Origin of the sequence: [Pseudomonas] carboxydohydrogena, from assembly GCF_029030725.1 — a bacterium.
Taxonomy (GTDB): domain Bacteria; phylum Pseudomonadota; class Alphaproteobacteria; order Rhizobiales; family Xanthobacteraceae; genus Afipia; species Afipia carboxydohydrogena.
On sequence record NZ_CP113162.1, the window covers coordinates 2907425 to 2931486 of the forward strand.

The window sequence follows — 24062 nt, forward strand, 5'->3', positions numbered from 1 at the left end:
CATAAAAAATGCCCGCGGGCTGCGCGGGCATTTTCGTATCGGAATGTTGGACCGCTTACGCCTGCGGCTGCGGCTCCATGCCGGCATCGGGGCGCGGACGCGGCTTGCCGGTCGGCGGCACCGCCGAGGTGCGGGGCGTCGCCGGTTCGAGCACCGATTCGCGGTTCGGCTTCTTGCCGTTCAAAAGATCGGTGATCTCGTCGCCCGACAGCGTTTCGAATTCCAGCAAGCCCTTGGCCAGCGTTTCGAGATCGTCGCGCTTCTCGGTCAGAATCCGCGTCGCCTCGTTGTAGCCTTCCTCGACGAGGCGCTTCACTTCCGAGTCGATCTTCTGCGCGGTGGCTTCCGAGACGTTCTGCTGGCGATTGACCTGCATGCCGAGGAACACTTCGTCATTGTTCTCGCCATAGGCCACGGTGCCGAGTTCGTCCGACAGGCCCCAGCGCGTCACCATCATGCGGGCGAGGCGCGTCGCCTGATCAATGTCCGACGATGCACCGGAGGTCACCTTGTTGCGGCCGAAGATCATCTCCTCGGCGACGCGGCCTCCCATCATGATAGCGAGACGCGAGGTCATCTGTTCCAGCGACATCGACATCTTGTCGCGCTCGGGCAACTGCATGACCATGCCGAGGGCACGGCCGCGCGGAATGATGGTCGCCTTGTGGATCGGATCGGTCGCGGGCACGTTGAGGCCGACGATGGCGTGGCCGCCCTCGTGATAGGCCGTCAGCATCTTCTCTTCCTCGGACATGACGAGCGATTTGCGCTCGGCGCCCATCATCACCTTGTCCTTGGCTTCCTCGAACTCGGCCTGCGTCACCATGCGCTTGTTGCGGCGCGCGGCGGTGAGCGCCGCCTCGTTGACGAGGTTCATCAGGTCGGCACCGGAGAAGCCCGGGGTGCCGCGCGCGATGGTCTTGAGGTTGATGTCCGGCGCCAGCGGTACCTTGCGGACGTGGACCTTGAGGATCTGCTCGCGGCCGACGACATCGGGGTTCGGCACCACGACCTGACGGTCGAAGCGGCCCGGACGCAGCAGCGCGGGGTCGAGCACGTCGGGGCGGTTGGTCGCGGCGATCAGGATCACGCCCTCGTTCGCCTCGAAGCCGTCCATCTCGACCAGCAACTGGTTCAGCGTCTGCTCGCGCTCGTCATTGCCGCCGCCAAGACCGGCGCCGCGATGACGGCCGACCGCATCGATTTCGTCGATGAAGATGATGCACGGCGCATTTTTCTTCGCCTGCTCGAACATGTCGCGGACGCGCGAGGCGCCGACGCCGACGAACATTTCGACGAAGTCCGAACCCGAAATGGTGAAGAACGGCACGTTGGCTTCGCCCGCGACCGCACGCGCGATCAGGGTCTTGCCGGTGCCGGGCGGGCCGACCAACAGCACGCCGCGCGGAATCCGTCCGCCGAGGCGCTGGAACTTGCCGGGGTCACGCAGGAACTCGACGATCTCCTGCAAATCCTGCTTGGCTTCATCGACACCCGCGACGTCCTCGAACGTCACGCGGCCATGGGCCTCGGTCAGCATCTTGGCGCGCGACTTACCGAATCCCATCGCCTTGCCCGCACCGCCCTGCATCTGGCGCGACAGGAAAATCCACACGCCGATCAGCGCGATGAACGGCAGCCACGACACCAGCAGCGAGACGAACCACGGCACGTTGTCGCCCGGCGGCTTCGCCGTGATCGAGACCTTGGCGTCGTACAGGCGCTTGATCAGCGTCGGATCGGCCGGCGCGTAAGACTGGAAGGTCGAGCCGTTGGTCAGGGTGCCGCGGATTTCGGGGCCCTGGATCACCACGTCGCGCACGCGGTTCTGATCGACCTCGTTCAGCAACTGCGAAAAGGAGATGTCCTGCGATGCGGTGCGCTGCGCCGGGTTCTGGAACAGCGTGAACAGCGCCAGCAGCAGGAGGACGATGATGACCCAGAGGCCAAAATTGCGCAGATTCGCGTTCATTCGTTATCCTTCACACCCCCGCAACGCAGGGGCCTACCCCTTGGATCCATGTCGTCCGATTGCCGGTATTGACCAGGCTGTCCCAATCTATGTGTCGCTGTCCACAATGCCAAGGGAACTGGGCAAGACTATTTAGCGCAATTTGCGGCTTTTACGGAGGTTTTGGCCACTCGGCTCATGGCCGGACTGTCGCATGGTTAAGAGCGTCTGCTCCGGGCCGGGACCGGGGCGCCGCGGCGAGGCGGAGCGGGACGAACCACCAGCCGCCCCTTCTCGACGCTCACCGTCATCCCCGCGAGACTTTGCTTGAACCGCCGGCCCTCGCCGCGCGCCTGTGCCATGGCCCGCAGCAGCGTCTCGATCTGCCCCAGCTCCGGCGGGTGGGCAGTCATGCCGTCCGCCAGTGCGCGGCGCAGCAGCCGCACCTGAATTTCCTCGGCCAGCGTGGAGAAAAGCGAAATGTCGAACCCCTCCTCTCCGCCGCCGCGCAGGCGGAGATAACGCTCCGCACCGTCCGTCATGCGTTCCAGCGCGGCATCGGCGCGCGACAATCGCATCGCAAGACGAGCGAATGTTTTGGCATCGGCTCCCTCCGCCGCCAGCACTGGCATCAGCGCCCGCAGTCGCGGACGCGTGTAGGCTGGATCGCGGTTGGTGGGATCGTCGGCATAACCGACTTTGGCACGATCGAGTGTCGCCACCAGCCGCGCCTTCGGAATCTCGAGGAACGGACGCAACAGCGCGACGCCGTGCCGTTCCGTCTGCATCGCCATGCCGGCCAGGCCGGTGATGCCGCTGCCGCGCGACAGCCGCATCAGAACGGTTTCCGCCTGATCGTCCTGGGTGTGGGCGGTGACGATCGCCACTGCCGACGCTGACCGCGCCGCGCGGGCGAGCAGTTCGTAGCGTGCGGCACGCGCGGCACGCGGCACGCCGGTCTTCGGTTTCGGGCCGTGCCAGGACAGGGTGCGATGGGTGATGCCGAGCGCGGACGCCAGCCGCTTCACATTGCGGGCCTCGTGCGCGGCGGCCGCCCGCAATCCGTGATCGACCGTCACCGCAAGAAGATCGGGACCGTTCTTGAGCGATTTGCGCCAGCGCGCGGCGAGCCACAACAGGGCCACGCTATCCGGGCCGCCCGAGACGGCCAGGACGAGCGCCGGAATCCGTTTCCATCCGGCGAACAGATGCCGGGCCTCCCGCGCCGAAACAGGCTCAGCAACCGGAGCGTTTTTGTCCACGCGCGACACCTTGCTTCACGCCGCTCGAGGCACGCGGATATTTCCGCGCGACTTCACCGAACGCTGCACAGGCGGCATCCTTTTCCTTCAGCGCGGCAAGCGATTCACCCAATCGCAGCATCGCATCCGGCGCCTTGGCGGACTTGTCGTATTTCGAGGTCACCGCCAGAAACGCTTCCGCCGCCTCGCGATACTTCTTGCGCTGGTAAAGGCTCTCGCCGAGCCAGTACTGCGCATCGCCGACGAGGCGGTCGCCCGGATACTTCACCGTGAAGTTGCGCATGGTCTCCTCGGCGAGCCCGTAATCCTTGTGCTGCATGTAGCCGAGACCGAGATCGAACTCGTCCTTGGGCGACCTCGTCGGCGGCGCCGTGGTCAGCCCGCCGCCCGGGTTGGACGGCGGCGGTGCAACGCCGCTGTTGTTGCCGTAGTTGTTGTTCTCGATGTTCATCGGCGCGCCCGGCTGCGCAGACCCCGGCTCCGCATAATTGGATTGCCCCCGCATGCTGCCAAGCGCCCGTGGCGCGCCGGGGGCGCTCGGGTTCTGGCTCGGATCGAATGCATCGCCGCGACGGCCGGGCGACGGCGCCTGCCCATCATTATACGGCGTCGTGATCGGCGCGCCCTGCTGACCCTGATAGGCCGGCTGCTGCGACTGCTGATACTGCGGGTTCTGATACGGCTGATTTTGATATTGCTGGTTCTGATTCTGATACGGCGCAGGCCCCGCATTCGCAGGCCCCCGCGCGGGAGAAGCGCCAGCCGCGCCGGGCGCTGCCCCGCCCTGCAACTGGCGAAGCTGCTCTTCAAGAACCTGATTGCGGTGCTGCAATTCCTCGTTCTGACCGGTCAGCTTGCGCAACTGGTCGGACAGCCGGTCCACCTCCGCCTGAGGATCGGGATCGCCGCTATCATATTGTTGCGCGTGCGCCTGCATCGGCATCGCAAGGGGCGACAGAACAACGAACGCGCAGGCCAATCCTGCGGCGGCAATAATCTTCGGCTTCGATGACATGAGCATTCGTCTTGGCGATCTGGTTTTTCATTCCCGCCCTGAAATCGGGCCGCGCAGAATGAGAATTCTACTACGCCAAAAATGTGACTGCCGACAGGCTCAGCCGGCCCGCCGCCAACAAAAAACGGCGCCCGAAGGCGCCGCTTTCATCCCCGGTGAGCCCCCGGAAACTTACGAACTGGCGTTGAGCACCGTCACGGCGCGGCGGTTCTGCGACCAGCAGGAGATGTCGTTACACACCGCCACCGGGCGCTCCTTGCCGTAGGAGATCGTGCGCATGCGGCCGGCGCTGATGCCGCGCGACACCAGGAAGTTGCGCACCGACTGGGCGCGCTTCGCGCCGAGCGCGATGTTGTATTCACGCGTGCCGCGCTCGTCCGCATGGCCTTCGATGGTGAAGGTGTAGCGCGGATATTGCTGCAACCACTGGGCCTGCTTTTCGAGGGTATTGATCGCCTGCTGCGACAGTTCGGTCTGGTCGCTGTCGAAGAACACGCGGTCGCCGACATTGACCACGAAATCCTGCTGGCTGCCCGGCGTCGCCGCGCCGGCCATGCCGCCGTTCAGATCGCCGTTCTTGTTGGCGCAGGCGCCCATCGACAGGGCCACGGCCAGTACGGCCGCGAATTTGAATCCTTGGAGGATACGCATTTGGGAGAACATTCCGGAGCCTCCACGCTCGGGTTTTTTGAACAGATTTCGGTCTACGCCCGCTTGGTTAAGCGAACGTTCCGTCAACCTTGATGAGCCGTTGCCGAAGCCCCTCAAATGCCACTGAATCGCTTAAAGCAATGGCGATGGTTAATAGGGTGTAAATGTGGCGCCAGTTCGGGACCTCCGCAGTTCCACCACGAATATGCGGAGGCGTGACCTGAAGGACGCGCCGCCGTGTCCGGATCAGGACAGCAGCGGCGACCAGGCCGGATCGGACGCGAAGCCCGGCGTCGGAACCTGAAGCTCGTTGCGGCCCGAAATGTCCACGGTGAACAGATGGGGGCCCGCGCCGAGATCGCGGAAGAACATCACCACGCGGCCGTTCGGCGCGAAGGTCGGACCTTCATTATGGAAGCCCGAAGTGAGGATGCGTTCGCCCGAACCGTCCGGCTTCATGATGCCGATGGCGAACTGGCCGCCGCCCTGCTTGGTGAAGGCGATGTAGTCGCCGCGCGGCGACCACACCGGCGTGGAGTAGCTGCCATCGCCGAACGAGATGCGCTGCGCCGCGCCGCCGCCCGCCGCCATCACATAAATCTGCGGCTTGCCGCCGCGATCGCTCTCGAAGCAGATGCGCGACGCATCCGGCGCGTAGGACGGCGAGGTGTCGATCGCGGGGGTATCGGTCAGGCGCGTGGTCGATTTCGAACGCAGGTCCATCACGTACAGGTTGGAATTGCCGCCCTGCTGCAAGCTCATGATGATGCGCTGGCCGTCCGGCGAAAACCTTGGAGCAAACGACATGCCGGGGAAGTTGCCGACGATCTCGCGCTGGCCGGTCTCGACGTTGAACAGATAGACGCGCGGATCGCCGCCGCCGAATTCCATGTAGGTGATTTCCTGCGTCGATGGCGAGAACCTCGGCGTCAGCACGAGGTCGGCGCCGCGCGTGAGATAGCGGACATTGGCGCCGTCCTGATCCATGATGGCGAGGCGCTTGACGCGCCGCGTCGCCGGACCCGATTCATCGACGAACACCACGCGGCTGTCGAAATAGCCCTTCTCGCCGGTGAGACGCTCGTAAATCTGGTCGGAGATGATGTGGGCCACGCGCCGCCAGGATTCCGGCGAGGTGAAATATTGCTGGCCGGTGAGCTGCTGCGCGGCCGGCACGTCCCACAGCCGGAATTCCGCCTTGAGGCGTCCATCGCCCTGCCGCGTGGCGCGACCGGTGACCAGCGCCTGCGCGTTGATCTGCCGCCAACTCGGAAACTGCGGCGGCACGTCGATGTTGGAGATGCGCTCGATATAGGCCGCCTGATCGATCGGAGCGAACAGGCCGCTGCGCTTGAGGTTGTTGGTGATGACCGACGCGATGCCGGCGCTGACCTCGCCATCGCCCTGACCGCCCGCGACGAAATTCGGAATCGCGATCGGGATCGGCTGGAAATTGCCCTGATCGACCTGAACACGGACCTGCGCGAACGCCCTGGAGAGCGGCGCGGCCGCAAGGCCCGCCGCCGTTGCACCGACCAGTTGCCGGCGCGTCATCTTGAATGTCATGGGCGTTCTGTCGTCCTTGCTCATCGGATCATGTTCCTGCGCGTGCATCACGCGACTTTTTTAAGACGTGCGTTCGGTGAAAACGGGCTCAAAGAATTTCCATTCGTTGAAGAATGACGGCGGCAGCTTATAAGGCTGGCATTCGATGATCGCGCGGCGCGCGCTCTCCTGATAGACGCGGAAATACGGCGTGTTGCTGCCGGGCAGCGGCACCGGCATCGATTCGAGCGTGCCGTCCTGCTTCAGGCGGATATCGAAGCTCGCCTGAATCTGCTGCGCCTCGATGCCGCCATACGGCTTCTTCCAGCAACGCTCCACCTGGCTCTTGAACATCGCGCCCCATGTCGCCGAATTGTCGGAGGAACGGCCGTGCGAGAGACCGAGCGCGGCCTGCGAATTCAATTCCGATCCAGTCATCGACTGCCGCGTCGGATCGCGCTTGTCGAGCAGGGCGGCGATCTTGGTCTGATCGAACACGCGCTCGTGCTTTTCCTTCGGCGGCGGAGTGGGTTTCGCCTGCGCCTGCTGCTTCTTCGGCTCAGGCTTTTTCGCCTGCTCCTTCTTCAACGCTTCGGCGATGGGATCGACCTTCGCCGGGTCGGGCTTCTTTTCCGCCGGCTTGGTTTCTTCCTTCGGTTTCTCCTGCGCGACCGGCTTCGGCGGCTCGGGCTTTTTCTCGACCGGCTTTTCGACGGGTTTCGGCGGCGGCTCGGGCGCGGTGTCGGTCACGACCGGAGGCTTCTTGTCCTCGATCTTGCCGACCGGATCGTCCTGTGGCGGCGTCGGATCGGCGACCTTCTCGACCAGCGGCTTGGTCACTTCCTTCTTGCCGGTCTTGATGCCCTGCGTGACCTTGGCGAACTGATCGGCGGAAATGATATCGACAGGCAGCGACTCCTCGGGAGTCGTCTCATACATCTTGGTGGAAAACGAGATCAGCCCCCAGGAAATCACCAGAGCGTGCAAAGCGACAGACGCGGCGAGTGTCCGGTCGATTTTCACGTCAGCTCCCCTGCTCGACCTCGGTGACCAGAGCAACGCGCTTGAACCCGGCAGCCGACAGGCGGCCCATCACCTTCATGATCGTGCCGTAGTCGGCTTTGGTGTCGCCGCGCACGAAGATACGTTCCTCGGTGCCTCCGCGCGCATCGGTGACGGCCTTCAGCTTCGCCACCAGATCGTCGGCGGAAATTTCGGTGTTGTTGAGGAAGATCTTGCCGGACACCTGCACCGACAGCGTCAGCGGCTCCTTGTCCTGATCGAGGCTCTTGGCCGCCGTCTGCGGCAGGTCGAGCGGCACGCCGACGGTGAGCAGCGGCGCGGACACCATGAAGATGATGAGCAGCACGAGCATCACGTCCACCATCGGCGTGACGTTGATCTCGGCCATGACGCTGGCGCGCTGATGACGGCGACGGCCGCCACCGCCGCCTGCTCCTCCGCCCATGCTCATGCCCATATCGTCTGCCCGTCGTGTTGGTGCTTACGCCCGCTCGTCGATCTGACGAGACAGGATCGCGGAAAATTCGTCGGCGAAACCTTCAAGGCGCTGCGCCTGACGGCCCACTTCGGAGATGAACTTATTGTAGAAAATTGTCGCCGGAATGGCGGCGATCAGACCCATCGCGGTCGCGAACAGCGCCTCGGCGATGCCCGGCGCCACCACCGCGAGCGAGGTGTTCTTCGAGGCCGCGATCGACTGGAAGCTCGACATGATGCCCCAGACCGTGCCGAACAGACCGACGAACGGACCGGCGGAGCCCACGGTCGCGAGCACCAGAAGCCTGCGATCCAGCCGCTCGATCTCGCGCGAGATCGACACGCTCATCACCTTGTCGATGCGGGTCTGCAATCCCGCGAAAGAGCGGGAGTGGCTCTCGAACGAGCGCTTCCATTCGCGCATCGCCGCGACGAACAACGCCGCCATCGAATGCGTCGGCTTCGCCGACAGCGCGCGATAGAGATCGTCGATCGACTGCCCCGACCAGAACGCCTGTTCGAAACGGTCCATTGCGCGGCGCGTCCGCGCGTACAGGAAGATCTTGTCGATCGCGATCGCCCAGACCCAGATCGAGCAGCTCAGCAGGCCAAGCATCACGAATTTGACGACGATATGCGCCTGCAAGAACAGCGCGATCAGCGATACGTCGGAGGAGGCCACCGGCAAGGCGGACTGTGCCACGTCGGCTGGGTTCATGATTGGAATCCTCTCAACGCAATGTTCTCCAAAATGATTGCAGGAGCGCGACACAATAGGCGCACCCTGCGGGATGCCGCAAAAAAGCGCCGGCATGGCCGCAGCGTCGGATCGGAACAGGAACCGTTGTCATGTTCGCACGGAGCGGCCTCCCCAAGGCCGGCTCCTCCATCCTCCGCCAACATGTCAAAACAAGGGCTGTCGGCGCCGTTTCAGCCCGCTCACCAGACGCCCCGCGTGGTTAAAAGGGGGTTAAGACGACCGCTTTTAACCGCCAAAACGTCTGCCGGATCAAGGCCAAATCTGGCTTCCACAAGCGAAACCGCCCGCCTGGCGAACCAGACGGGCGGTCAGAGAAGGGTGCCGGCCGGGGGCTAAGGCCGGAAGACCTTCCTAGCCCTGCGGCGCGGGTGAGTCGGGCGACGCCGGACGCTGGCGGTGCTGGGCCATGAAGGCGTCGAACTCCTCCTTGTCCTTGGCCTGACGCAGGCGGCCGAGGAAGTCGCGGAATTCCTTCTGCTCCTCCTCGAGACGGCGCAACGTCTCCATCCGGTATTCGTCGAAAGCGCGGTTGCCGCTCGATCCACCCCAGAAGCTACGGCCGTCCATGCGGTCGCGCATCCGCTCCATCTTCCACTGCATCCGCTCCATCTTGTCGGCGAAACGTCCGTGATGATTCCAGCAACCCATTTTTCTGCTCCAGAAGGTGTAGGCGAGCGCCGCCAGACCGAGCGGCCACCAGACGATGAAAGCGGCGATGACGATCAGGATCGAGGCCGGATGGCAGGACCGCTGCCATTCATCATTCTGCCAGCGCATGTCGCGAGGCGGTCCGCCCCAGCCCGGCCGGCCAGAGCGGTCGAAGTCTGCGGTATTGGTCATGCGCGTCTCCTCACCGTGAATGTAAATAACATTTACATAGCTAAGCCATCCAGCCGGATTGTCAAGCGCGGCGTAATCGCCCGTCCGCAAATTTAATCTAGGGGGCGGGTTCCAGGCGCGGCGAAAAGCCGAGGCCCTTGAGATAGACAAGCACGCCCGCTTCCAGCAGGTCTTCGGCTGACATCGGCAACTTGCGCGACGCCGCATCCCCTCGCCCGAACAGCGAGGCGATGCCGTGCGACAGCGACCAGATGTGCAGCGCCATCATCATCGCGGGCGGACGCGGGACGTTCGGCGGCGCGAGCGCCACCAGCCGCTCGGCGGCGGCGCGGATGATGGCGAAGGCCCGTTCGCTCGCCATCAGCAGCGCGGGATTGTCCTGCACCGGCACGCCGGATTCGAACATCGCCGAATAATAGGCCGGGTGTTCGCGCGCGAAGGCGAGATAGGCCTTTCCGACGCGCGAGAACGCCACGAACGTATCGGGACGCCCATCGTCCCACGCCGTGGAGAGTTGCTTCTCGAACAACTCAAAACCCTGCTGCGCGATGCTCGCCAGCAATTCGTCGCGATCGCGGAAGTGGCGATACGGCGCTGCCGGGCTGACGCCCGCCGAGCGCGCCGCCTCCGCGAAGGTGAAGCCCGCCGGCCCCTTCTGCGCGATGAGGTCGAGCGCCGCCTCGATCAGCGCCTCTTTCAGATTGCCGTGATGATAGCCGCCTTCCCGGCGGCCGCGATGCCAGCTCATGTGAATATCTTTAACATGGCATCCCGAGCGCGCGCCAGAGCGGCGGGCTCAAGCTCCCGCCTCTTGATCCGCTTTCATCAGCAGCCGCAGCGCCTTCGGGATCGGCCGGGCACGGCCCTCCGAGATGAAGGCGACCTTCACCCTGGCCTCGATCAGAAGCTCGCCGCCGCGCCGCACCTCCTGCGCCAGCATCATCGAAGCGCCCTTCACTTCGTGCGGTGTGGTGATGATGGTGAGAATGTCGTCCATCCGCGCGGGCCGTAGAAATTCGAGCTGCATGGAGCGCACGACGAAAGCGAAGCTGGATTTTTGATTTGTCGCGTTTTCTTGACGCGAACCGGTACCCACTTCGCTTGAAAACGCTCCAGGTGCCTCGGCCCCTGCCTCGGCGAACAACGCACTCTGCTCGGCCCCAAGAAGGCGCAGATAATTGGTCCGTCCGCGCTCCATGTAGCGCAGGTAATTGGCGTGATAGACGATGCCGGAAAAATCGGTGTCCTCGTAATAGACACGGATCGCCATGACGTGGCGGCCATTCCGGATTTCACCGTCGAGGGAAAGCGGGGCGGATTTTTCGGTCATCGCATCAATCTTGGAAATCAGTCTTCGTCATCAGTGAACATGCCGAACTGAGCGGCATCGCGCGAGGGCGCGGCCAGCCCGAGATGCCGGAAAGCATGGTCGGTGAGAAGCCGCCCGCGCGGGGTGCGTTGCAGATAGCCGCACTGGATCAGATACGGCTCGATGATGTCCTCGATGGCGTCGCGCGGCTCCGACAGCGCCGCCGCCATGGTCTCGACGCCCACCGGGCCGCCGCCGTAGTTCAGAGCGATGGTGGAGAGATAGCGGCGGTCCATCGCATCGAGCCCCGCCTTGTCCACCTCGAGCGCGCCGAGCGCATGATCGGCAATCTTGCGGTCGATGGCGTCGGCGTCGGCGGCTGAAGCGAAGTCGCGCACGCGCCGCAACAGCCGCCCCGCGATGCGTGGCGTGCCCCGCGCGCGGCGCGCGATCTCGTTGGCGCCGTCCTTGGTCATGCCGATGCCGAGCACCCGCGCGCCGCGGGTGACGATCTTCTCAAGCTCGTCCTCGGTGTAGAAGTTCAGCCGCAGCGGAATGCCGAAACGATCCCTCAGCGGATTGGTCAGCAACCCCGCGCGCGTCGTCGCGCCGACCAGCGTGAACTTGGCCAAGTCGATCTTCACAGAGCGCGCCGCAGGCCCCTCGCCGATGATGAGGTCGAGCTGGAAATCCTCCATCGCAGGATAGAGCACTTCCTCCACCGCCGGATTGAGACGATGGATTTCGTCGATGAACAGCACGTCGCGTTCTTCGAGGTTGGTCAAGAGTGCCGCGAGATCGCCCGCCTTCGCGATCACCGGGCCGGAGGTGGCGCGGAAGCCGACGCCCAGCTCGCGCGCGACGATCTGCGCCAGCGTGGTCTTGCCCAATCCGGGCGGGCCGACGAACAGCACATGGTCCAGCGCCTCGTTGCGCTTGCGCGCGGCATCGATGAACACCTGCAAGTTCGCACGCGCCTGTGCCTGCCCGACGAACTCGGATAAATTCTGCGGACGCAACGAGGTGTCGCCGATATCGTCGGCGCGGCGCTCGGGCGTGACGAGACGGGGGCCGGTCATTTCGCCAATTCCTTCAACCCGAGGCGAATGAGCTTGGCCGTCTCCGCGCCCTCGCCCGCATCGCGCGATGCACTTGCAATCGCGGCCGCCGCCTGCGGCTGGCCGTAGCCGAGATTGACCAGCGCGGAGATGGCGTCACGCACCGGGCCGGGCGCGCGCTCGTCATCGACGGCACCGGCCAGATGCACCACCGCCGGATCGACATTTGCAAATGCGGGAGCCTTGTCCTTGAGTTCAGTGACGATGCGTTCGGCGACCTTGGGTCCGACGCCGGGCGTGCGCGCCACCGCCGCCTTGTCGCGCAGCGCAATCGCGTTGGCGAGATCGGACGGCGGCAGGGTCGAGAGCACCGCCAGCGCGACCTTGGCGCCGACGCCCTGCACGGTCTGCAACAGCCGAAACCATTCGCGCTCGATATCGCTGCGGAAACCGAACAGCCTGATCTGGTCCTCACGCACATAGGTCTCGATCGACAGCGCCACCGCTTCACCCGGAGACGGCAACACCTGCAACGTGCGCGCCGAACAATGCACGAGATAGCCGACGCCCTGCACGTCGAGCACGACATAATCCTCGCCGTAGGAATCGATCAGGCCCTTGAGCTTGCCGATCATGCGCCGGCCACCTTCCGCAGCAGCGCCACGCTCTGCCGATGATGCGCGTGGGTGATGGCAATGGCGAGCGCGTCGGCGGCATCGGGCGTTTGAGGCTGGGCCTTCGGCAACAGCACGCCCAGCATCACGCGAATCTGGTTCTTGTCGGCGTGGCCCGCACCGACCACGGTCTTTTTCACCTGATTGGGCGCGTATTCGGCAACAGAAATCCCCGACATCGCGGGAACCAGCATGGCGACGCCGCGTGCCTGCCCCAGTTTCAGCGTGCCCGCGCCGTCCTTGTTGACGAAGGTCTGCTCGACCGCCGCCTCCAGCGGACCATGCTCGCTCACCACCTTCACAAGCCCTTCATGGATCGCCAGCAGGCGCTCCGACAGCGGCAGGCTGTCACGCGATTCGACGGAACCGCAGCCGACATAGATCAGCCGGTTGCCGTCGACGTCGATCACCCCCCAGCCGGTGCGGCGCAGGCCCGGATCGATCCCTAGAATACGAATCGCGCGCGAAGTCATGCCCTATGATAGCCGAAACAGCCGCAAAGGTCGTTACAGCAAGGTGCCGCGCAGGATCAGGAGCGCGACGCTGAAATAGATCATCAGCCCGGTGACATCGACCAGCGTGGCGACAAACGGCGCGGAAGCACTGGCCGGGTCGAAGCCCACCCGTTGCAGCAGGAACGGCAGCATCGATCCCGCGACCGAGCCGAACGTCACCACGCCGACCAGCGCCGCCGCGACCGTCACGCCGACCAGAAGCCAGTGCTCGCCATAGTCGTAAATTCCAAGCTTCTGCCACATCACCACGCGGAACAATCCGATGATGCCGAGACCAGCCCCGAGCAGCAGCCCGGTCGGCAGTTCACGCAGCATCACCTGCCACCAGTCGGACAGCTTCACGTCATGCAACGCCAGCGCCCGGATCAGGAGCGAGGTCGCCTGCGAGCCGGAATTGCCGCCCGAACTCATGATGAGCGGAATGAACAACGTCAGCACCAGCGCCTTTTCCAGCTCGCCCTCGAAATGCTGCATCACGCTCGCGGTCAGCATCTCGCTGATGAACAGAACGGCGAGCCAGACCCCGCGCTTGCGGAGCATGTTGCCGAGTCCGATTTGCAGATAAGGCTCCTCGATCGCCTCCATGCCGCCGAACTTCTGCGCGTCCTCGGTGCCTTCCTCGATGATGGCGTCGATCACGTCGTCGAAGGTGACGATGCCGAGCAGGTGCGAGGCCTTGTCCACCACCGGCACCGCGAGCAGATCGTGACGCGCGATCAGACGGGCGACGTCTTCCCGGTCCGCCAGCGGCAGCGTGGTGATCGGCGTCACCGCGAGATCGCCGATCATCTCGCCCGGTTCGCCCGCGATCAGGCGGCGCAGCGACAGCGCACCGACCAGACGGCGGGTGACGGGATCGAGCACATAGATCGCATAGACGGTCTCGCGGGTGCGTTCGACCTGACGGATGTGTTGCAGCGTGCGCTCTACCGTCCAGTTGCTCGCCGCGCTGACGAATTCGATCGTCATCATCGCGCCGGCGGTGTTTTCCGGATAGGCGAGAAGACTGCGGATGGCGTTGCGCGAGGCGGGGTCCAGCCCCTCCATCAACTCGGTGCGCGGCGGGTCCTGCAATTGCTGGATGAGATCGGCCGCCATGTCGGCGGACATCCCCGCGAGCAGCGGAATCGCGACATCGTGCGGCATCGCCTCGACGATCTCGGCCGCGAAATCGAGTTCGGGCTTGTCGAGAACCTCGATCGCCGTCTCGCGCGGCAGGAGGCGCAAGACCTCGGCCGCCTGTTCAGGCTCGAGCCTGTTGAGGACGTCGACCCTGTCGGCGGTATGTTCGTTGGTCAGGCTTGCCGCGACCACGGCCGCGTTGAAACCATCCTCGGAGATTGTGTGGATGTCCGTCATGACTCACCTTCGGATCTGCCGACACCGGCAGCGGGTGAGCCTCAAGAAATGCTCAGACCGCGCAGACCGTTGCCGGCAAAGTACGTTGACTGTCGCTGGGCATAATTCTGGATGTTTCCTGTGACGCGGCGCGCGATCGCGAAGATTTCACGCCGCCTGACGCCCACATGGGCTTTCACTTGCGCGGCGTCAAGAAAAAACCGCGCGCATCGCAACGAAAGAACGAGGCAGAGCCTCAGCCCGCCATTCTGGCGGCGAGTTCGTCCGAGACTTCGAAATTGGCATAGACGTTCTGCACGTCGTCATGCTCGTTCAGTTGGTCCAGCAGCTTGAACAGCTTCTCGCCGACCTCGTCGCTGACGGCGATGTTGTTCTGGGGCTTCCAGATCAGCGCGGCCTTACGCGGCTCGCCGAATTTCGCTTCCAGCGCCTTGGCCGCCTCGCTCAGCGACGCCTGCGAGGTGTAGATTTCGTGCCCGTCCTCGGACGAGACAACATCGTCGGCCCCGGCATCGATGGCCGCTTCCAGCATGGTGTCGGCATCGGCCTTGGCCGCGTCGTATTCGATCACGCCGACATGGTCGAACATGAACGAGACCGAGCCGGTTTCGCCGAGATTGCCGCCGGACTTGGTGAAGTAGGAACGGATGTCGGAGGCTGCGCGGTTGCGGTTGTCGGTCAGCGCCTCGACGATCACCGCGACGCCGCCGGGACCGTAGCCCTCGTAGCGGATTTCATCGTAGCTCTCGCCCTCGCCGCCGATCGCCTTCTTGATGGCGCGCTCGATATTGTCCTTCGGCATGTTCTCGGCGCGTGCGGCGATCACGGCGGCACGCAGGCGCGGATTCATCGCCGGATCGGGCGTGCCGAGCTTGGCCGCCACGGTGATTTCGCGGGCGAGCTTGCCGAATATCTTGGACCGCATGGCATCCTGCTTGCCCTTGCGGTGCATGATGTTCTTGAATTGGGAATGTCCGGCCATGCGAATGGTCTCTGTCAGGGGCGCGCATCGCGCCTTGCATTGAAAATCGGGTTGGGTGGCGCGTTATAAGGCCGCACTCGGCAAAATCAAAGATGCCGCCGCCGATTTTCGGGCCGCCTCCGGCCCTTAATCTTGCCGCCAGAACGGGGCACCACGGGCTCCAGCACCGGGCCGATCCGCACCGGGGCGACCTTGGTCGCAAGGCCCGTCGCATCGTGGGTTTCCACCGCCACCCCGCTCAGCGTGCCGGGGCCGTCGCCAGCCGTGAACCGCGCCGCCGGATAGCCGCGCAGGAAGCGGCCGAGCGGTTCCTCGCGGTCCATGCCGATGATGCTCTCGTAATCGCCGGTCATGCCCGCGTCGGTCATGTAGGCGGTGCCGCGCGGCAGGATGCGATGGTCGGCGGTCGGCGCATGGGTGTGGGTGCCGACGACGAGGCTCGCGCGCCCGTCGCAATGATAGCCGAACGCCTGCTTCTCGCTGGTCGCCTCGCCGTGGAAATCGACCACGATGGCGTCAACCGCCTCGCCCAGCGGACAGGCGGTCAATTCGCGGTCGATGGCGATGAAGGGATCGTCGCAGGGCGCCATGAAGATGCGGCCGATGGCGTTGACGATCAGCGCGCGCTGGCCCTTCTTGGTCTCGATCATCGCCGCGCCACGGCCGGGCGTGCCTTGGGTAAAGTTGAGCGGGCGGATCAGGCGCGGCGCGCGCTCGATGAACACCAGTGCCTCGCGCTGGTCCCAGGAATGATTGCCGAGCGTGATCGCATCGGCCCCGGCATCCACCAGCTCTTCATAGATCGCTTCGGTGATGCCGAAACCGCCCGCGGCGTTCTCGCCGTTGACGACGACCAGATCGAGCGTCCAGTCGCGGATCAGGCCGGGCAGCGTTTCCGTCACAGCATGACGCCCGCTGCGCCCCACCACATCGCCGACAAACAGAATCCGCAACTCGCCTACTCCCGGAAATTAATCACATCTCGTTCCGTTAGCACGAGATCGAGCGGTTCGTCGTGCGTATCAACGGGAATCTCATCCATTTGCTGCGCGGAAAACGCAAGGCCCGCGGCGGTGATGCGCTTCGCCTTCCGCAGCCTTTGCAGCGTGCGGTCGTAATAGCCGCCGCCATAACCGAGACGATGGCCCCGCCGGTCGAAGGCGGCGAGCGGCACCAGCACGATGTCCGGCTCGACCTCCTCGGCATCGGACGACGGCTCCAGAATGCCGTAGAGGCCGCGCACCAGAACGGTGTCAGATCTCCATGCGCGGAAGATCAACGGCTCGCCACGACCGAGCGCAACGGGCAATGCCAGCGACGCACCGCGTGCACGCAAGGCCCACATCAGCGCGGACGGATCGATCTCGGTGCGGATCGCGGAGAAGCCTGCCACCACGCAACCGGGGCCGACCTCGAATTGCGCCGCGTGTTTCGCAAGCGCCTCGCAAGCGGCCGCACGCTGGGACGCATCGAGCGCATCACGGCGAGCGAAGGCAGCGGCACGGAGTTCGTTTTTCAGGTTTTGGGATGAATCCATTCATCACCGTTTGTCATGGCCGGGCATGGCGGTTCGAAGAACGGCGTCGCTTCCGCTCGCCTATGTCCGGCCATCCACGTCTTTCCAACCCGTAGCAAACAAGACGTGGATGCCCGGCACAAGGCCGGGCATGACGAAACCACGATGACGATCGATGAAAGAAGTGCGAAGCCACGGTCGCCGTTGAAGCACTCGATCCCGGAGTTCCCTACGAAAGTAGGTGGGCACCATATGTCCGGGTCCACGGACCCGGCCAGGGACAGTTCCCTAAAGGATCGATAAGGCCCCGGGGATATATGGCTCCTGACGCGCGCCACAGCCTCGCATAACCAATGTAGCGACGATCCCCCCGCGCCGCCAGCGGGGCCGAACAATTTCAGGTCATGAGGTTTTCGCAGGCTGTCAGCCGAGCGCGACGTTGCCGGCGAGCGGCTTGTTCAGTTCCTGCGTCATCCGCTCGATGCGGTCGGAGGCGGCGTTGAGCGCATTGGCGATCGCGCTCTGGGTGGCGCGGGCGCGGTCCGAGGCGGCGACGCGGCCCTCGCGCAGCACCTCAATCTCTTCCTCGAAGCCGCGAATGCGCCGCTCGGCGTCTTGCAGTTCATCGGCGATGGTCAGCGACGCCATCACCGTCAGCCGCTGGTCGCCGATTTCGCCAAACTTGCCGCGCAAATCCGTGACGCGGCTCTCAAGCATCTCGGCGAGCCGCAGCAGCCGCGTCTCCTGCCCCTCCTCGCAGGCCATGCGATATTGCCGGCCATTGATGGTGACATTGACGTGGCTCACGAGGCGTCCTCCTCGATCACCGAACGTATCGTCTCGATGGCCACATCGAGCCGTTCGGCGATTTCGCGGTTGGTGCGCTCCAGTTCGCGCGAACGCACCAGCGTGCCGTCGAGTTCGTTGGCGAGGCGAGAGCGATCCACGCCGAGCGACTGGATGCGCGCGGCGAGTTCGTCGCTGCCGCGATCGTATTCGCGCCGCCGCTCGACCGCGCCCTCCAGCGCATCGAGCGCCGCCGCGAGTCTTCGGGTCGCCGCCTCGATCTCGCTGGCGGCGGAAGGCGCGGCTGGCGCCGCGTGCTCACCGGCAGCGAAGGCATTGGGCATACGGTCGTTCATATACGAGCCATTCGGTCTCGGATGTTGAACCATGGAAGGTTGAGCGGCCGATCTCATCGGAAAATCCCGATCCAGCAAGCATTTAGTTGCCGAATCTACGGCCCGATTCGCGCTCTTGCAACGCCGCGTTGGCGCTATGCACCGTTAAGCGCGGCATTCCTGTTTCGGACACCTCCTCCGTGCGTTGATTTCCCGTTTGATTCCCGGACGGATTCTTGGACTCACGGGAGCGTCGGTGCTATCCACCGGCCGCAGTCATCTGATTGCAATATCCCGCCTTTTTGGAAAAATTTTTCAGGTCCCGATCCATGACGTTTCAAGCGAAGACCCCGCGTGTCGATCCGTCCCGCATGGCCAATGCGATCCGCGCGCTCGCGATGGATGCCGTGGAGAAGGCGAATTCGGGCCATCCCGGCCTGCCGATGGGCGCCGCCGACATCGCCACCGTCCTGTTCACGCAGTTCCTGAAGTTTGATGCGCGCGATCCGAAATGGGCAGACCGTGACCGCTTCGTGCTGTCGGCCGGTCACGGCTCGATGCTGCTCTATGCGCTCCTCTATCTCACCGGCAACGAGGCGATGACGATCGAGGAGATCAAGAATTTCCGCCAGCTCGGCTCGCTGACGCCGGGGCACCCGGAGAACTTCATCACCCCCGGCATCGAAATGACCACTGGCCCGCTCGGTCAGGGCATTTCCACCGCCGTCGGCATGGCGCTCGCGGAGCGCCACCTCGCGGCGGAATTCGGCGGCGACATCGTCGATCACCACACCTACGTGCTCGCCTCCGACGGCGATCTGATGGAAGGCATCAGTCAGGAAGCCATCGCTCTGGCGGGCCACCTCAAGCTCAACCGCATGATCGTGCTGTTCGACGACAACGGCATTTCCATCGACGGCGCGATCTCGCTGTCGGATTCGGTCGATCAGGTGAAGCGGTTCGAGGCCGCGGGCTGGGCCGCCTACCGCATCGACGGCCACAACCACGACGCCATCGCGGATGCCATCGCGCGCGCGCAGACATCGGATCGCCCGACACTGATCGCCTGCAAGACCACCATCGCTTACGGCGCGCCGACCAAGGCGGGCACCTCGAAGTCGCACGGCTCGCCGCTCGGCGCGGAGGAAATCGCTGGCGCGCGCAAGCAACTGAACTGGGACGCGCCGCCGTTCGAAATTCCCGCCGACATTCTCGATGCCTGGCGCGCGGCCGGTTCGCGCGGTGCCAGTGTGCATGCCGAATGGGCGAAGAAGCTCGCCGCCAGGGATGCCGCGCAGCGCGCCGAATTCGAGCGCCGCATGAAAGGCGATCTGCCCGCGAAGGCGCTCAAGGATGCCGTCGCGAAAATGAAGGCGGCGCTGGCCGAGGCCCCGAAGGACATCGCGACCCGCACCGCGTCGGAACGCGCGCTGGAAGCGCTGATCCCGGCGGTGCCGGAAATGGTCGGCGGCTCGGCCGACCTCACCGGCTCCAACAACACCCGCATCAAGGACATGGTCGCGATCTCCGCCAACAATTACGGCGGGCGCTACGTCAATTACGGCATCCGCGAGCACGGCATGGCGGCGGCGATGAACGGCATGGCGCTGCATGGCGGCATCATTCCGTATTCCGGCACGTTCCTGGTGTTCTCCGATTATCTGCGCCCGTCGCTGCGTCTCGCGGCGCTGATGGGCGAGCGCGTCATCCACGTGCTGACCCACGATTCCATCGGCCTCGGCGAAGACGGTCCCACCCATCAGCCGGTCGAGCATGTCGCGGCGCTGCGCGCGATCCCGAACCTCAACGTATTCCGCCCCTGCGACACCGTCGAAACGCTGGAGTGCTGGCAGCTTGCGCTTGAAGCCAAGGATCGTCCCAGCGTGCTGGCCTTGACGCGCCAGAACCTGCCGCAGCTTCGCCGCAGCAATGACGCCGACAACAAGTGCGCCGCCGGTGCCTACGAGATTTCGCCCGCAAAGGGCGAGGCGAAAGTCTCGATCTTCGCCTCGGGCTCGGAAGTCTCTCTCGCGGTGGATGCGCAGAAGCTGCTCGCCGCGCGCGGCATCGCGACGCGGGTCGTGTCGGTGCCGTGCATGGACCTGTTTCTGGAGGCTCCGGAAGCTACGCGTGCAGCGCTGATCGGCAATGCACCAGTGAAGGTCGGCGTGGAAGCCGCGGTACGGCAGGGCTGGGATGCCATCATCGGATCCGATGGAATCTTCGTCGGCATGAGCGGATTCGGCGCCAGCGCCCCATATAAGGAACTGTACAGCCATTTCGGCATCACGGCGGAGGCAATCGCCACCGCCGCCGAAGCCCGGCTCAAGCGGTAACCCTGCATGGATATTGCCGCTACGGATAATTGCATCAGGGCGTCATTCGGGGCAAAACCGCCCCGAAAAACGTCAATTCAGACTTTGAGGAGAATGGAATGACCATCCGCGTCGCGATCAATGGATTTGGCCGCATCGGCCGTAACGTGCTGCGTGCGATTCACGAGTCGAAACGCACCGACATCCAGGTGGTTGCGATCAACGATCTGGCCCCGGTCGAGACCAACGCCCACCTGCTCCGCTACGACTCGGTCCATGGCCGCTTCCCCGGCGAAGTGAAGGTCGTGGGCGACACCATCGATATCGGCAACGGCCCGATCAAGGTCACCGCCGTGCGCGATCCCGCGACGCTGCCGTGGAAGGAACTCGGCATCGACATCGCGATGGAGTGCACCGGCATCTTCACCGCGCGCGACAAGGCTGCGGCGCACCTCACCGCCGGAGCCAAGCGCGTGCTGGTCTCCGCCCCCGCCGACGGCGCCGACGCCACCATCGTTTTCGGCGTCAACCACGACACCCTGAACAAGGATCACGTCGTCGTCTCCAACGGCTCCTGCACCACCAACTGCCTCGCGCCGGTCGCCAAGGTGCTGAACGACACTGTCGGCATCGAGACCGGCTTCATGACCACGGTCCACGCCTACACCGGCGACCAGCCGACGCTCGACACCGTGCACAAGGATCTCTATCGCGCCCGCGCCGCCGGTCTGTCGATGATCCCGACCTCGACGGGCGCCGCCAAGGCCATCGGCCTCGTGCTGCCCGAACTCAAGGGCAAGCTCGATGGCGTCTCGATCCGCGTGCCGACGCCGAACGTCTCGGTGATTGATCTCAAGATCGTCGCCAAGCGCGAGACCACCAAGGACGAGGTCAACGACGCGATCCGCCGCGCCTCGCAGCAGCAGCTCAAGAACATTCTCGGCGTCACCGATCATCCCAACGTGTCGATCGACTTCAACGGCGACCAGCACTCCTCGATCTTCGCCACCGACCAGACCAAGGTGCAGGGCGGCAAGCTGGTGCGCGTGATGTCGTGGTACGACAACGAATGGGGCTTCTCCAACCGCATGGCAGATACCGCCGTCGCGATGGGCAAGCTGATCTGACCTTTATTCTCCGGGCGACGCGATCCATGTCACGGCGCGCCGCCCGGAAACATTTCACGAGGATGGCGGTTCAGGCTTCCGTCGTCCGCGCGTCGATGACGCATATTCACGCGCCGATGGCGATGCATCGGGTTCGGGGACAAGGAGACCCATGACTAGCCTCTTTCGCACCCTCGACGACGTCGACGTGCACAACAAGCGCGTGCTGCTGCGTGTCGATCTCAACGTCCCCATGGACAATGGCCGCGTCTCCGACGCCACGCGCCTCGAGCGCGTCACCAAAACCATCACCGAGATCGCCGAAAAGGGCGGCAAGGTCATCCTGCTCTCGCATTTCGGCCGGCCCAAGGGCGTGGTCAATCCGAAGGAATCGCTGAAGCCCGTCGCAATCACGCTCGCCTACATGCTGCGGCGGCACGTCGAGTTCGTCGACGACTGCATCGGCAAGAAGGCGGTGGATGCCGTCTCCTGGATGAAGCCCGGCGACATCGTCTGCCTCGAGAACACCCGTTTCCATAAGGGTGAGGAAAAGAACGATCCCGCTTTCGTGGCCGAACTCGCCAAGCTCGGCGATATCTGGATCAACGACGCCTTCTCCTGCGCGCACCGCGCCCACGCCTCGACCGAAGGTCTCGGCCATGTGTTGCCCTCTTATGCCGGGCGCTCGATGCAGGCCGAACTCGACGCGCTGACCAAGGCGCTGGAAGCGCCGACCCACCCGGTCGCGGCCGTGATCGGCGGCGCGAAAGTCTCGACCAAGCTCGATCTTCTCGAAAACCTCGTCACCAAGGTCGATGCGCTGGTGATCGGCGGCGGCATGGCCAACACCTTCCTGCATGCGCAGGGCGTCAATGTCGGCAAGTCGCTGTGTGAAAAGGAACTGGCGCCGACCGCGTTGCGGATTCTGGAAAAGGCGGAAGCCGCCAAATGCGCCGTGATCCTGCCGGTGGATGCCGTGATCGCGCGCGAATTCGTCGCACACGCGCCTTCGGAAGCCTGCGGACTCGACGCCATTCCGGCCGATGCGATGATCCTCGATGTCGGCCCGAAGTCCGTGGACCGCGTGCGCGCGGCGTTCGACGACGCCAGGACCGTTGTGTGGAACGGTCCGCTCGGCGCGTTCGAACTGTCGCCGTTCGACCGCGGCACCGTACAGGCCGCGCGTCATGCGGCGGGACGCACCCGCGACGGCAAGCTGATCTCGGTGGCGGGCGGCGGCGATACTGTCGCAGCCCTCAACCATGCCGGTGTCGCGTCCGACTTCACCTATGTCTCGACCGCAGGCGGGGCCTTCCTCGAATGGATGGAAGGCAAGCCGCTGCCGGGCGTCGAGGTGCTGCGGACCAAATGACAATGCCGCCCCGTTTGGGTAGATTGACCCGTACGGGGTGGAACCGGCGAACCCGTCCAAGAATTACAACAACCAAATCCCATCCCCTCATTCAGTTTCTTGCAGGAGAGCTCGATGAATCTCGCTGACCTCAACAAGGTGGCCAATACCATGGTCGCGCCCGGGCGCGGCATCCTGGCCGCCGACGAATCCTCCGGCACCATCAAGAAGCGCTTCGATCCCATCGGCGTGGAATCGACCGAGGACAACCGCCGCGATTATCGCGAACTGCTGTTCCGCTCGAAGAACGCGATGACCAACCACATCTCCGGCGTGATCCTTTACGACGAGACCTTCTGGCAAAAGGCGAAGGACGGCACGCCGCTCGTCAAGCTGATCGAACAGGCCGGCTCCATTCCCGGCATCAAGGTCGATGAAGGCACGCAGGCCCTGCCCGGCTGCCCCGGCGAACTCATCACCGTCGGCCTCGACAAGCTCGCCGAGCGTTTGAAGAAATATTACGAGCACGGCGCACGCTTCGCGAAGTGGCGCGGCGTGATCGATATCGGCAAGGGCATCCCGAGCTACACCGCCGTGCGTACCAATGCCCACGCGCTCGCGCGGTATGCAGCCCTTTGCCAGGCGGCGCAGATCGTGCCGATCGTCGAGCCGGAAGTGCTGATGGACGGCGACCACGACATCGACCGCTGCTACGAGGTCACCGAGTTCGTGCTCAAGGAAACCTTCCAGGAACTGTACTACCAGAAGGTCGCGCTGGAAGGCATGATCCTGAAGCCGAACATGGCGATCTCCGGCAAGAAAGCCGCCAAGCGCGCATCGGTGCAGGAAGTCGCCGAGAAGACCGTCCGCATGCTGAAGAACACCACGCCGTCGGCAGTGCCGGGCATCGCGTTCCTGTCGGGCGGCCAGTCCGACGAGGAAGCGACCGCGCATCTCGACGCCATGAACCGGATCGGCGGCCTGCCGTGGAAGCTCACCTTCTCCTACGGCCGTGCATTGCAAGCAGCACCTCAGAAGGCATGGTCGGGCAAGTCCGAGAATGTGCCGGCGGCGCAGGCTGCGTTCGAGCACCGCGCCCGCATGAACGGCCTCGCCAGCAAGGGCGAATGGAAGGCCGATCTTGAAGGCAAAAAGGCGGCGTAAGCTGCTTTTCGCAATTTCCGGATTTCGTCAAATGCGCCGCATCCGCGGCGCATTTTTGCTTCAAGGCT

Annotated in this window: 24 protein-coding genes and 1 other RNA gene; 4 read left to right on the forward strand and 21 right to left on the reverse strand. The window is 64.4% G+C overall.

Annotated features, from left to right (window positions below):
* Positions 1-55: 55 nt before the first annotated feature.
* The 21 genes from ftsH to AFIC_RS14175 form a co-directional block, all read right to left on the reverse strand.
* Positions 56-1972, reverse strand: a complete 1917-nt coding sequence (gene ftsH, locus AFIC_RS14075; protein ID WP_275246847.1) for an ATP-dependent zinc metalloprotease FtsH — start codon at positions 1970-1972, stop codon at positions 56-58.
* A 197-nt stretch (positions 1973-2169) separates the two neighbouring features.
* Positions 2170-3213, reverse strand: a complete 1044-nt coding sequence (gene tilS / locus AFIC_RS14080; RefSeq protein ID WP_275246848.1) for a tRNA lysidine(34) synthetase TilS — start codon at positions 3211-3213, stop codon at positions 2170-2172.
* Positions 3188-4228 (reverse strand): tol-pal system protein YbgF, encoded by a 1041-nt coding sequence (gene ybgF, locus AFIC_RS14085; protein WP_275246849.1) that lies wholly within the window; start codon positions 4226-4228, stop codon positions 3188-3190. Before ybgF ends, tilS begins: the two co-directional genes overlap by 26 nt.
* Before the next feature lie 171 nt (positions 4229-4399).
* Entirely contained in the window at positions 4400-4891 is a 492-nt protein-coding gene (pal, locus tag AFIC_RS14090; protein ID WP_275246850.1) for a peptidoglycan-associated lipoprotein Pal, read from the reverse strand.
* Between the two features lie 234 nt (positions 4892-5125).
* On the reverse strand, positions 5126-6445 hold the full coding sequence (tolB, locus tag AFIC_RS14095) for a Tol-Pal system beta propeller repeat protein TolB (RefSeq protein WP_275248743.1): 1320 nt from the start codon (positions 6443-6445) through the stop codon (positions 5126-5128).
* Between the two features lie 60 nt (positions 6446-6505).
* Positions 6506-7447: a cell envelope integrity TolA family protein gene (locus AFIC_RS14100; RefSeq protein WP_275246851.1), complete on the reverse strand. Its 942-nt coding sequence runs from the start codon at positions 7445-7447 to the stop codon at positions 6506-6508.
* A 1-nt stretch (position 7448) separates the two neighbouring features.
* Complete coding sequence (tolR, locus tag AFIC_RS14105) at positions 7449-7904, reverse strand: protein TolR (protein WP_275246852.1); 456 nt, start codon at positions 7902-7904, stop codon at positions 7449-7451.
* A gap of 24 nt (positions 7905-7928) precedes the next feature.
* Positions 7929-8642 (reverse strand): protein TolQ, encoded by a 714-nt coding sequence (gene tolQ, locus AFIC_RS14110; protein ID WP_275246853.1) that lies wholly within the window; start codon positions 8640-8642, stop codon positions 7929-7931.
* A gap of 393 nt (positions 8643-9035) precedes the next feature.
* A complete protein-coding gene (locus AFIC_RS14115; RefSeq protein WP_275246854.1) occupies positions 9036-9524 on the reverse strand; it encodes a DUF2852 domain-containing protein in 489 nt (162 codons plus the stop codon).
* Between the two features lie 97 nt (positions 9525-9621).
* The gene (locus AFIC_RS14120; RefSeq protein ID WP_275246855.1) at positions 9622-10272 is read right to left on the reverse strand and encodes a TetR/AcrR family transcriptional regulator; all 651 of its coding nucleotides are present in this window, start codon (positions 10270-10272) and stop codon (positions 9622-9624) included.
* 48 nt (positions 10273-10320) lie between these two features.
* Positions 10321-10854 carry a tol-pal system-associated acyl-CoA thioesterase gene (locus tag AFIC_RS14125; RefSeq protein ID WP_275246856.1) on the reverse strand — a complete coding sequence of 178 codons (534 nt, stop codon included), beginning with the start codon at positions 10852-10854 and terminating at the stop codon, positions 10321-10323.
* A 17-nt stretch (positions 10855-10871) separates the two neighbouring features.
* Entirely contained in the window at positions 10872-11912 is a 1041-nt protein-coding gene (ruvB, locus tag AFIC_RS14130) for a Holliday junction branch migration DNA helicase RuvB (RefSeq protein ID WP_275246857.1), read from the reverse strand.
* On the reverse strand, positions 11909-12526 hold the full coding sequence (ruvA, locus tag AFIC_RS14135; RefSeq protein ID WP_275246858.1) for a Holliday junction branch migration protein RuvA: 618 nt from the start codon (positions 12524-12526) through the stop codon (positions 11909-11911). Before ruvA ends, ruvB begins: the two co-directional genes overlap by 4 nt.
* Positions 12523-13038 carry a crossover junction endodeoxyribonuclease RuvC gene (gene ruvC / locus AFIC_RS14140; RefSeq protein WP_275246859.1) on the reverse strand — a complete coding sequence of 172 codons (516 nt, stop codon included), beginning with the start codon at positions 13036-13038 and terminating at the stop codon, positions 12523-12525. Before ruvC ends, ruvA begins: the two co-directional genes overlap by 4 nt.
* 33 nt (positions 13039-13071) lie before the next feature.
* Positions 13072-14439, reverse strand: coding sequence for a magnesium transporter (mgtE, locus tag AFIC_RS14145; protein WP_275246860.1), 1368 nt, complete (start codon positions 14437-14439; stop codon positions 13072-13074).
* Between the two features lie 235 nt (positions 14440-14674).
* The gene (locus tag AFIC_RS14150; protein WP_275246861.1) at positions 14675-15421 is read right to left on the reverse strand and encodes a YebC/PmpR family DNA-binding transcriptional regulator; all 747 of its coding nucleotides are present in this window, start codon (positions 15419-15421) and stop codon (positions 14675-14677) included.
* Positions 15422-15507: 86 nt separating this feature from the next.
* Positions 15508-16374: a TIGR00282 family metallophosphoesterase gene (locus AFIC_RS14155; RefSeq protein ID WP_275246862.1), complete on the reverse strand. Its 867-nt coding sequence runs from the start codon at positions 16372-16374 to the stop codon at positions 15508-15510.
* Between the two features lie 5 nt (positions 16375-16379).
* Complete coding sequence (locus AFIC_RS14160; RefSeq protein WP_275246863.1) at positions 16380-16958, reverse strand: 5-formyltetrahydrofolate cyclo-ligase; 579 nt, start codon at positions 16956-16958, stop codon at positions 16380-16382.
* A 164-nt stretch (positions 16959-17122) separates the two neighbouring features.
* A non-coding RNA gene (ssrS, locus tag AFIC_RS14165) (6S RNA) lies at positions 17123-17283 on the reverse strand.
* Between the two features lie 77 nt (positions 17284-17360).
* Entirely contained in the window at positions 17361-17744 is a 384-nt protein-coding gene (locus AFIC_RS14170) for a cell division protein ZapA (RefSeq protein WP_009339823.1), read from the reverse strand.
* Positions 17741-18079, reverse strand: coding sequence for a DUF4164 domain-containing protein (locus AFIC_RS14175; RefSeq protein ID WP_275246864.1), 339 nt, complete (start codon positions 18077-18079; stop codon positions 17741-17743). Before AFIC_RS14175 ends, AFIC_RS14170 begins: the two co-directional genes overlap by 4 nt.
* 308 nt (positions 18080-18387) lie before the next feature.
* Between AFIC_RS14175 and tkt the strand changes: the two genes are divergently transcribed.
* The 4 genes from tkt (at position 18388) to AFIC_RS14195 (ending at position 23994) form a co-directional block, all read left to right on the forward strand.
* The gene (gene tkt, locus AFIC_RS14180) at positions 18388-20394 is read left to right on the forward strand and encodes a transketolase (protein ID WP_275246865.1); all 2007 of its coding nucleotides are present in this window, start codon (positions 18388-18390) and stop codon (positions 20392-20394) included.
* 98 nt (positions 20395-20492) lie between these two features.
* Positions 20493-21500, forward strand: coding sequence for a type I glyceraldehyde-3-phosphate dehydrogenase (gene gap / locus AFIC_RS14185; protein ID WP_275246866.1), 1008 nt, complete (start codon positions 20493-20495; stop codon positions 21498-21500).
* Positions 21501-21651: 151 nt separating this feature from the next.
* Entirely contained in the window at positions 21652-22851 is a 1200-nt protein-coding gene (locus AFIC_RS14190; protein ID WP_275246867.1) for a phosphoglycerate kinase, read from the forward strand.
* Between the two features lie 114 nt (positions 22852-22965).
* Entirely contained in the window at positions 22966-23994 is a 1029-nt protein-coding gene (locus AFIC_RS14195; protein WP_275246868.1) for a class I fructose-bisphosphate aldolase, read from the forward strand.
* Positions 23995-24062: the final 68 nt, after the last annotated feature.

Excerpts from the sequence above, each read along its gene's own strand:
- ftsH (WP_275246847.1), bottom strand. The coding sequence starts at position 1,972 with ATGAACGCGAATCTGCGCAATTTTGGCCTCTGGGTCATCATCGTCCTC.
- ybgF (WP_275246849.1), bottom strand. The coding sequence starts at position 4,228 with ATGTCATCGAAGCCGAAGATTATTGCCGCCGCAGGATTGGCCTGCGCG.
- pal (WP_275246850.1), bottom strand. The coding sequence starts at position 4,891 with ATGTTCTCCCAAATGCGTATCCTCCAAGGATTCAAATTCGCGGCCGTA.
- tolB (WP_275248743.1), bottom strand. The coding sequence starts at position 6,445 with ATGACATTCAAGATGACGCGCCGGCAACTGGTCGGTGCAACGGCGGCG.
- tolR (WP_275246852.1), bottom strand. The coding sequence starts at position 7,904 with ATGGGCATGAGCATGGGCGGAGGAGCAGGCGGCGGTGGCGGCCGTCGC.
- tolQ (WP_275246853.1), bottom strand. The coding sequence starts at position 8,642 with ATGAACCCAGCCGACGTGGCACAGTCCGCCTTGCCGGTGGCCTCCTCC.
- AFIC_RS14115 (WP_275246854.1), bottom strand. The coding sequence starts at position 9,524 with ATGACCAATACCGCAGACTTCGACCGCTCTGGCCGGCCGGGCTGGGGC.
- AFIC_RS14120 (WP_275246855.1), bottom strand. The coding sequence starts at position 10,272 with ATGAGCTGGCATCGCGGCCGCCGGGAAGGCGGCTATCATCACGGCAAT.
- AFIC_RS14125 (WP_275246856.1), bottom strand. The coding sequence starts at position 10,854 with ATGACCGAAAAATCCGCCCCGCTTTCCCTCGACGGTGAAATCCGGAAT.
- ruvB (WP_275246857.1), bottom strand. The coding sequence starts at position 11,912 with ATGACCGGCCCCCGTCTCGTCACGCCCGAGCGCCGCGCCGACGATATC.
- ruvA (WP_275246858.1), bottom strand. The coding sequence starts at position 12,526 with ATGATCGGCAAGCTCAAGGGCCTGATCGATTCCTACGGCGAGGATTAT.
- ruvC (WP_275246859.1), bottom strand. The coding sequence starts at position 13,038 with ATGACTTCGCGCGCGATTCGTATTCTAGGGATCGATCCGGGCCTGCGC.
- mgtE (WP_275246860.1), bottom strand. The coding sequence starts at position 14,439 with ATGACGGACATCCACACAATCTCCGAGGATGGTTTCAACGCGGCCGTG.
- AFIC_RS14150 (WP_275246861.1), bottom strand. The coding sequence starts at position 15,421 with ATGGCCGGACATTCCCAATTCAAGAACATCATGCACCGCAAGGGCAAG.
- AFIC_RS14160 (WP_275246863.1), bottom strand. The coding sequence starts at position 16,958 with ATGGATTCATCCCAAAACCTGAAAAACGAACTCCGTGCCGCTGCCTTC.
- AFIC_RS14175 (WP_275246864.1), bottom strand. The coding sequence starts at position 18,079 with ATGAACGACCGTATGCCCAATGCCTTCGCTGCCGGTGAGCACGCGGCG.
- tkt (WP_275246865.1), top strand. The coding sequence starts at position 18,388 with ATGACGTTTCAAGCGAAGACCCCGCGTGTCGATCCGTCCCGCATGGCC.
- gap (WP_275246866.1), top strand. The coding sequence starts at position 20,493 with ATGACCATCCGCGTCGCGATCAATGGATTTGGCCGCATCGGCCGTAAC.
- AFIC_RS14190 (WP_275246867.1), top strand. The coding sequence starts at position 21,652 with ATGACTAGCCTCTTTCGCACCCTCGACGACGTCGACGTGCACAACAAG.
- AFIC_RS14195 (WP_275246868.1), top strand. The coding sequence starts at position 22,966 with ATGAATCTCGCTGACCTCAACAAGGTGGCCAATACCATGGTCGCGCCC.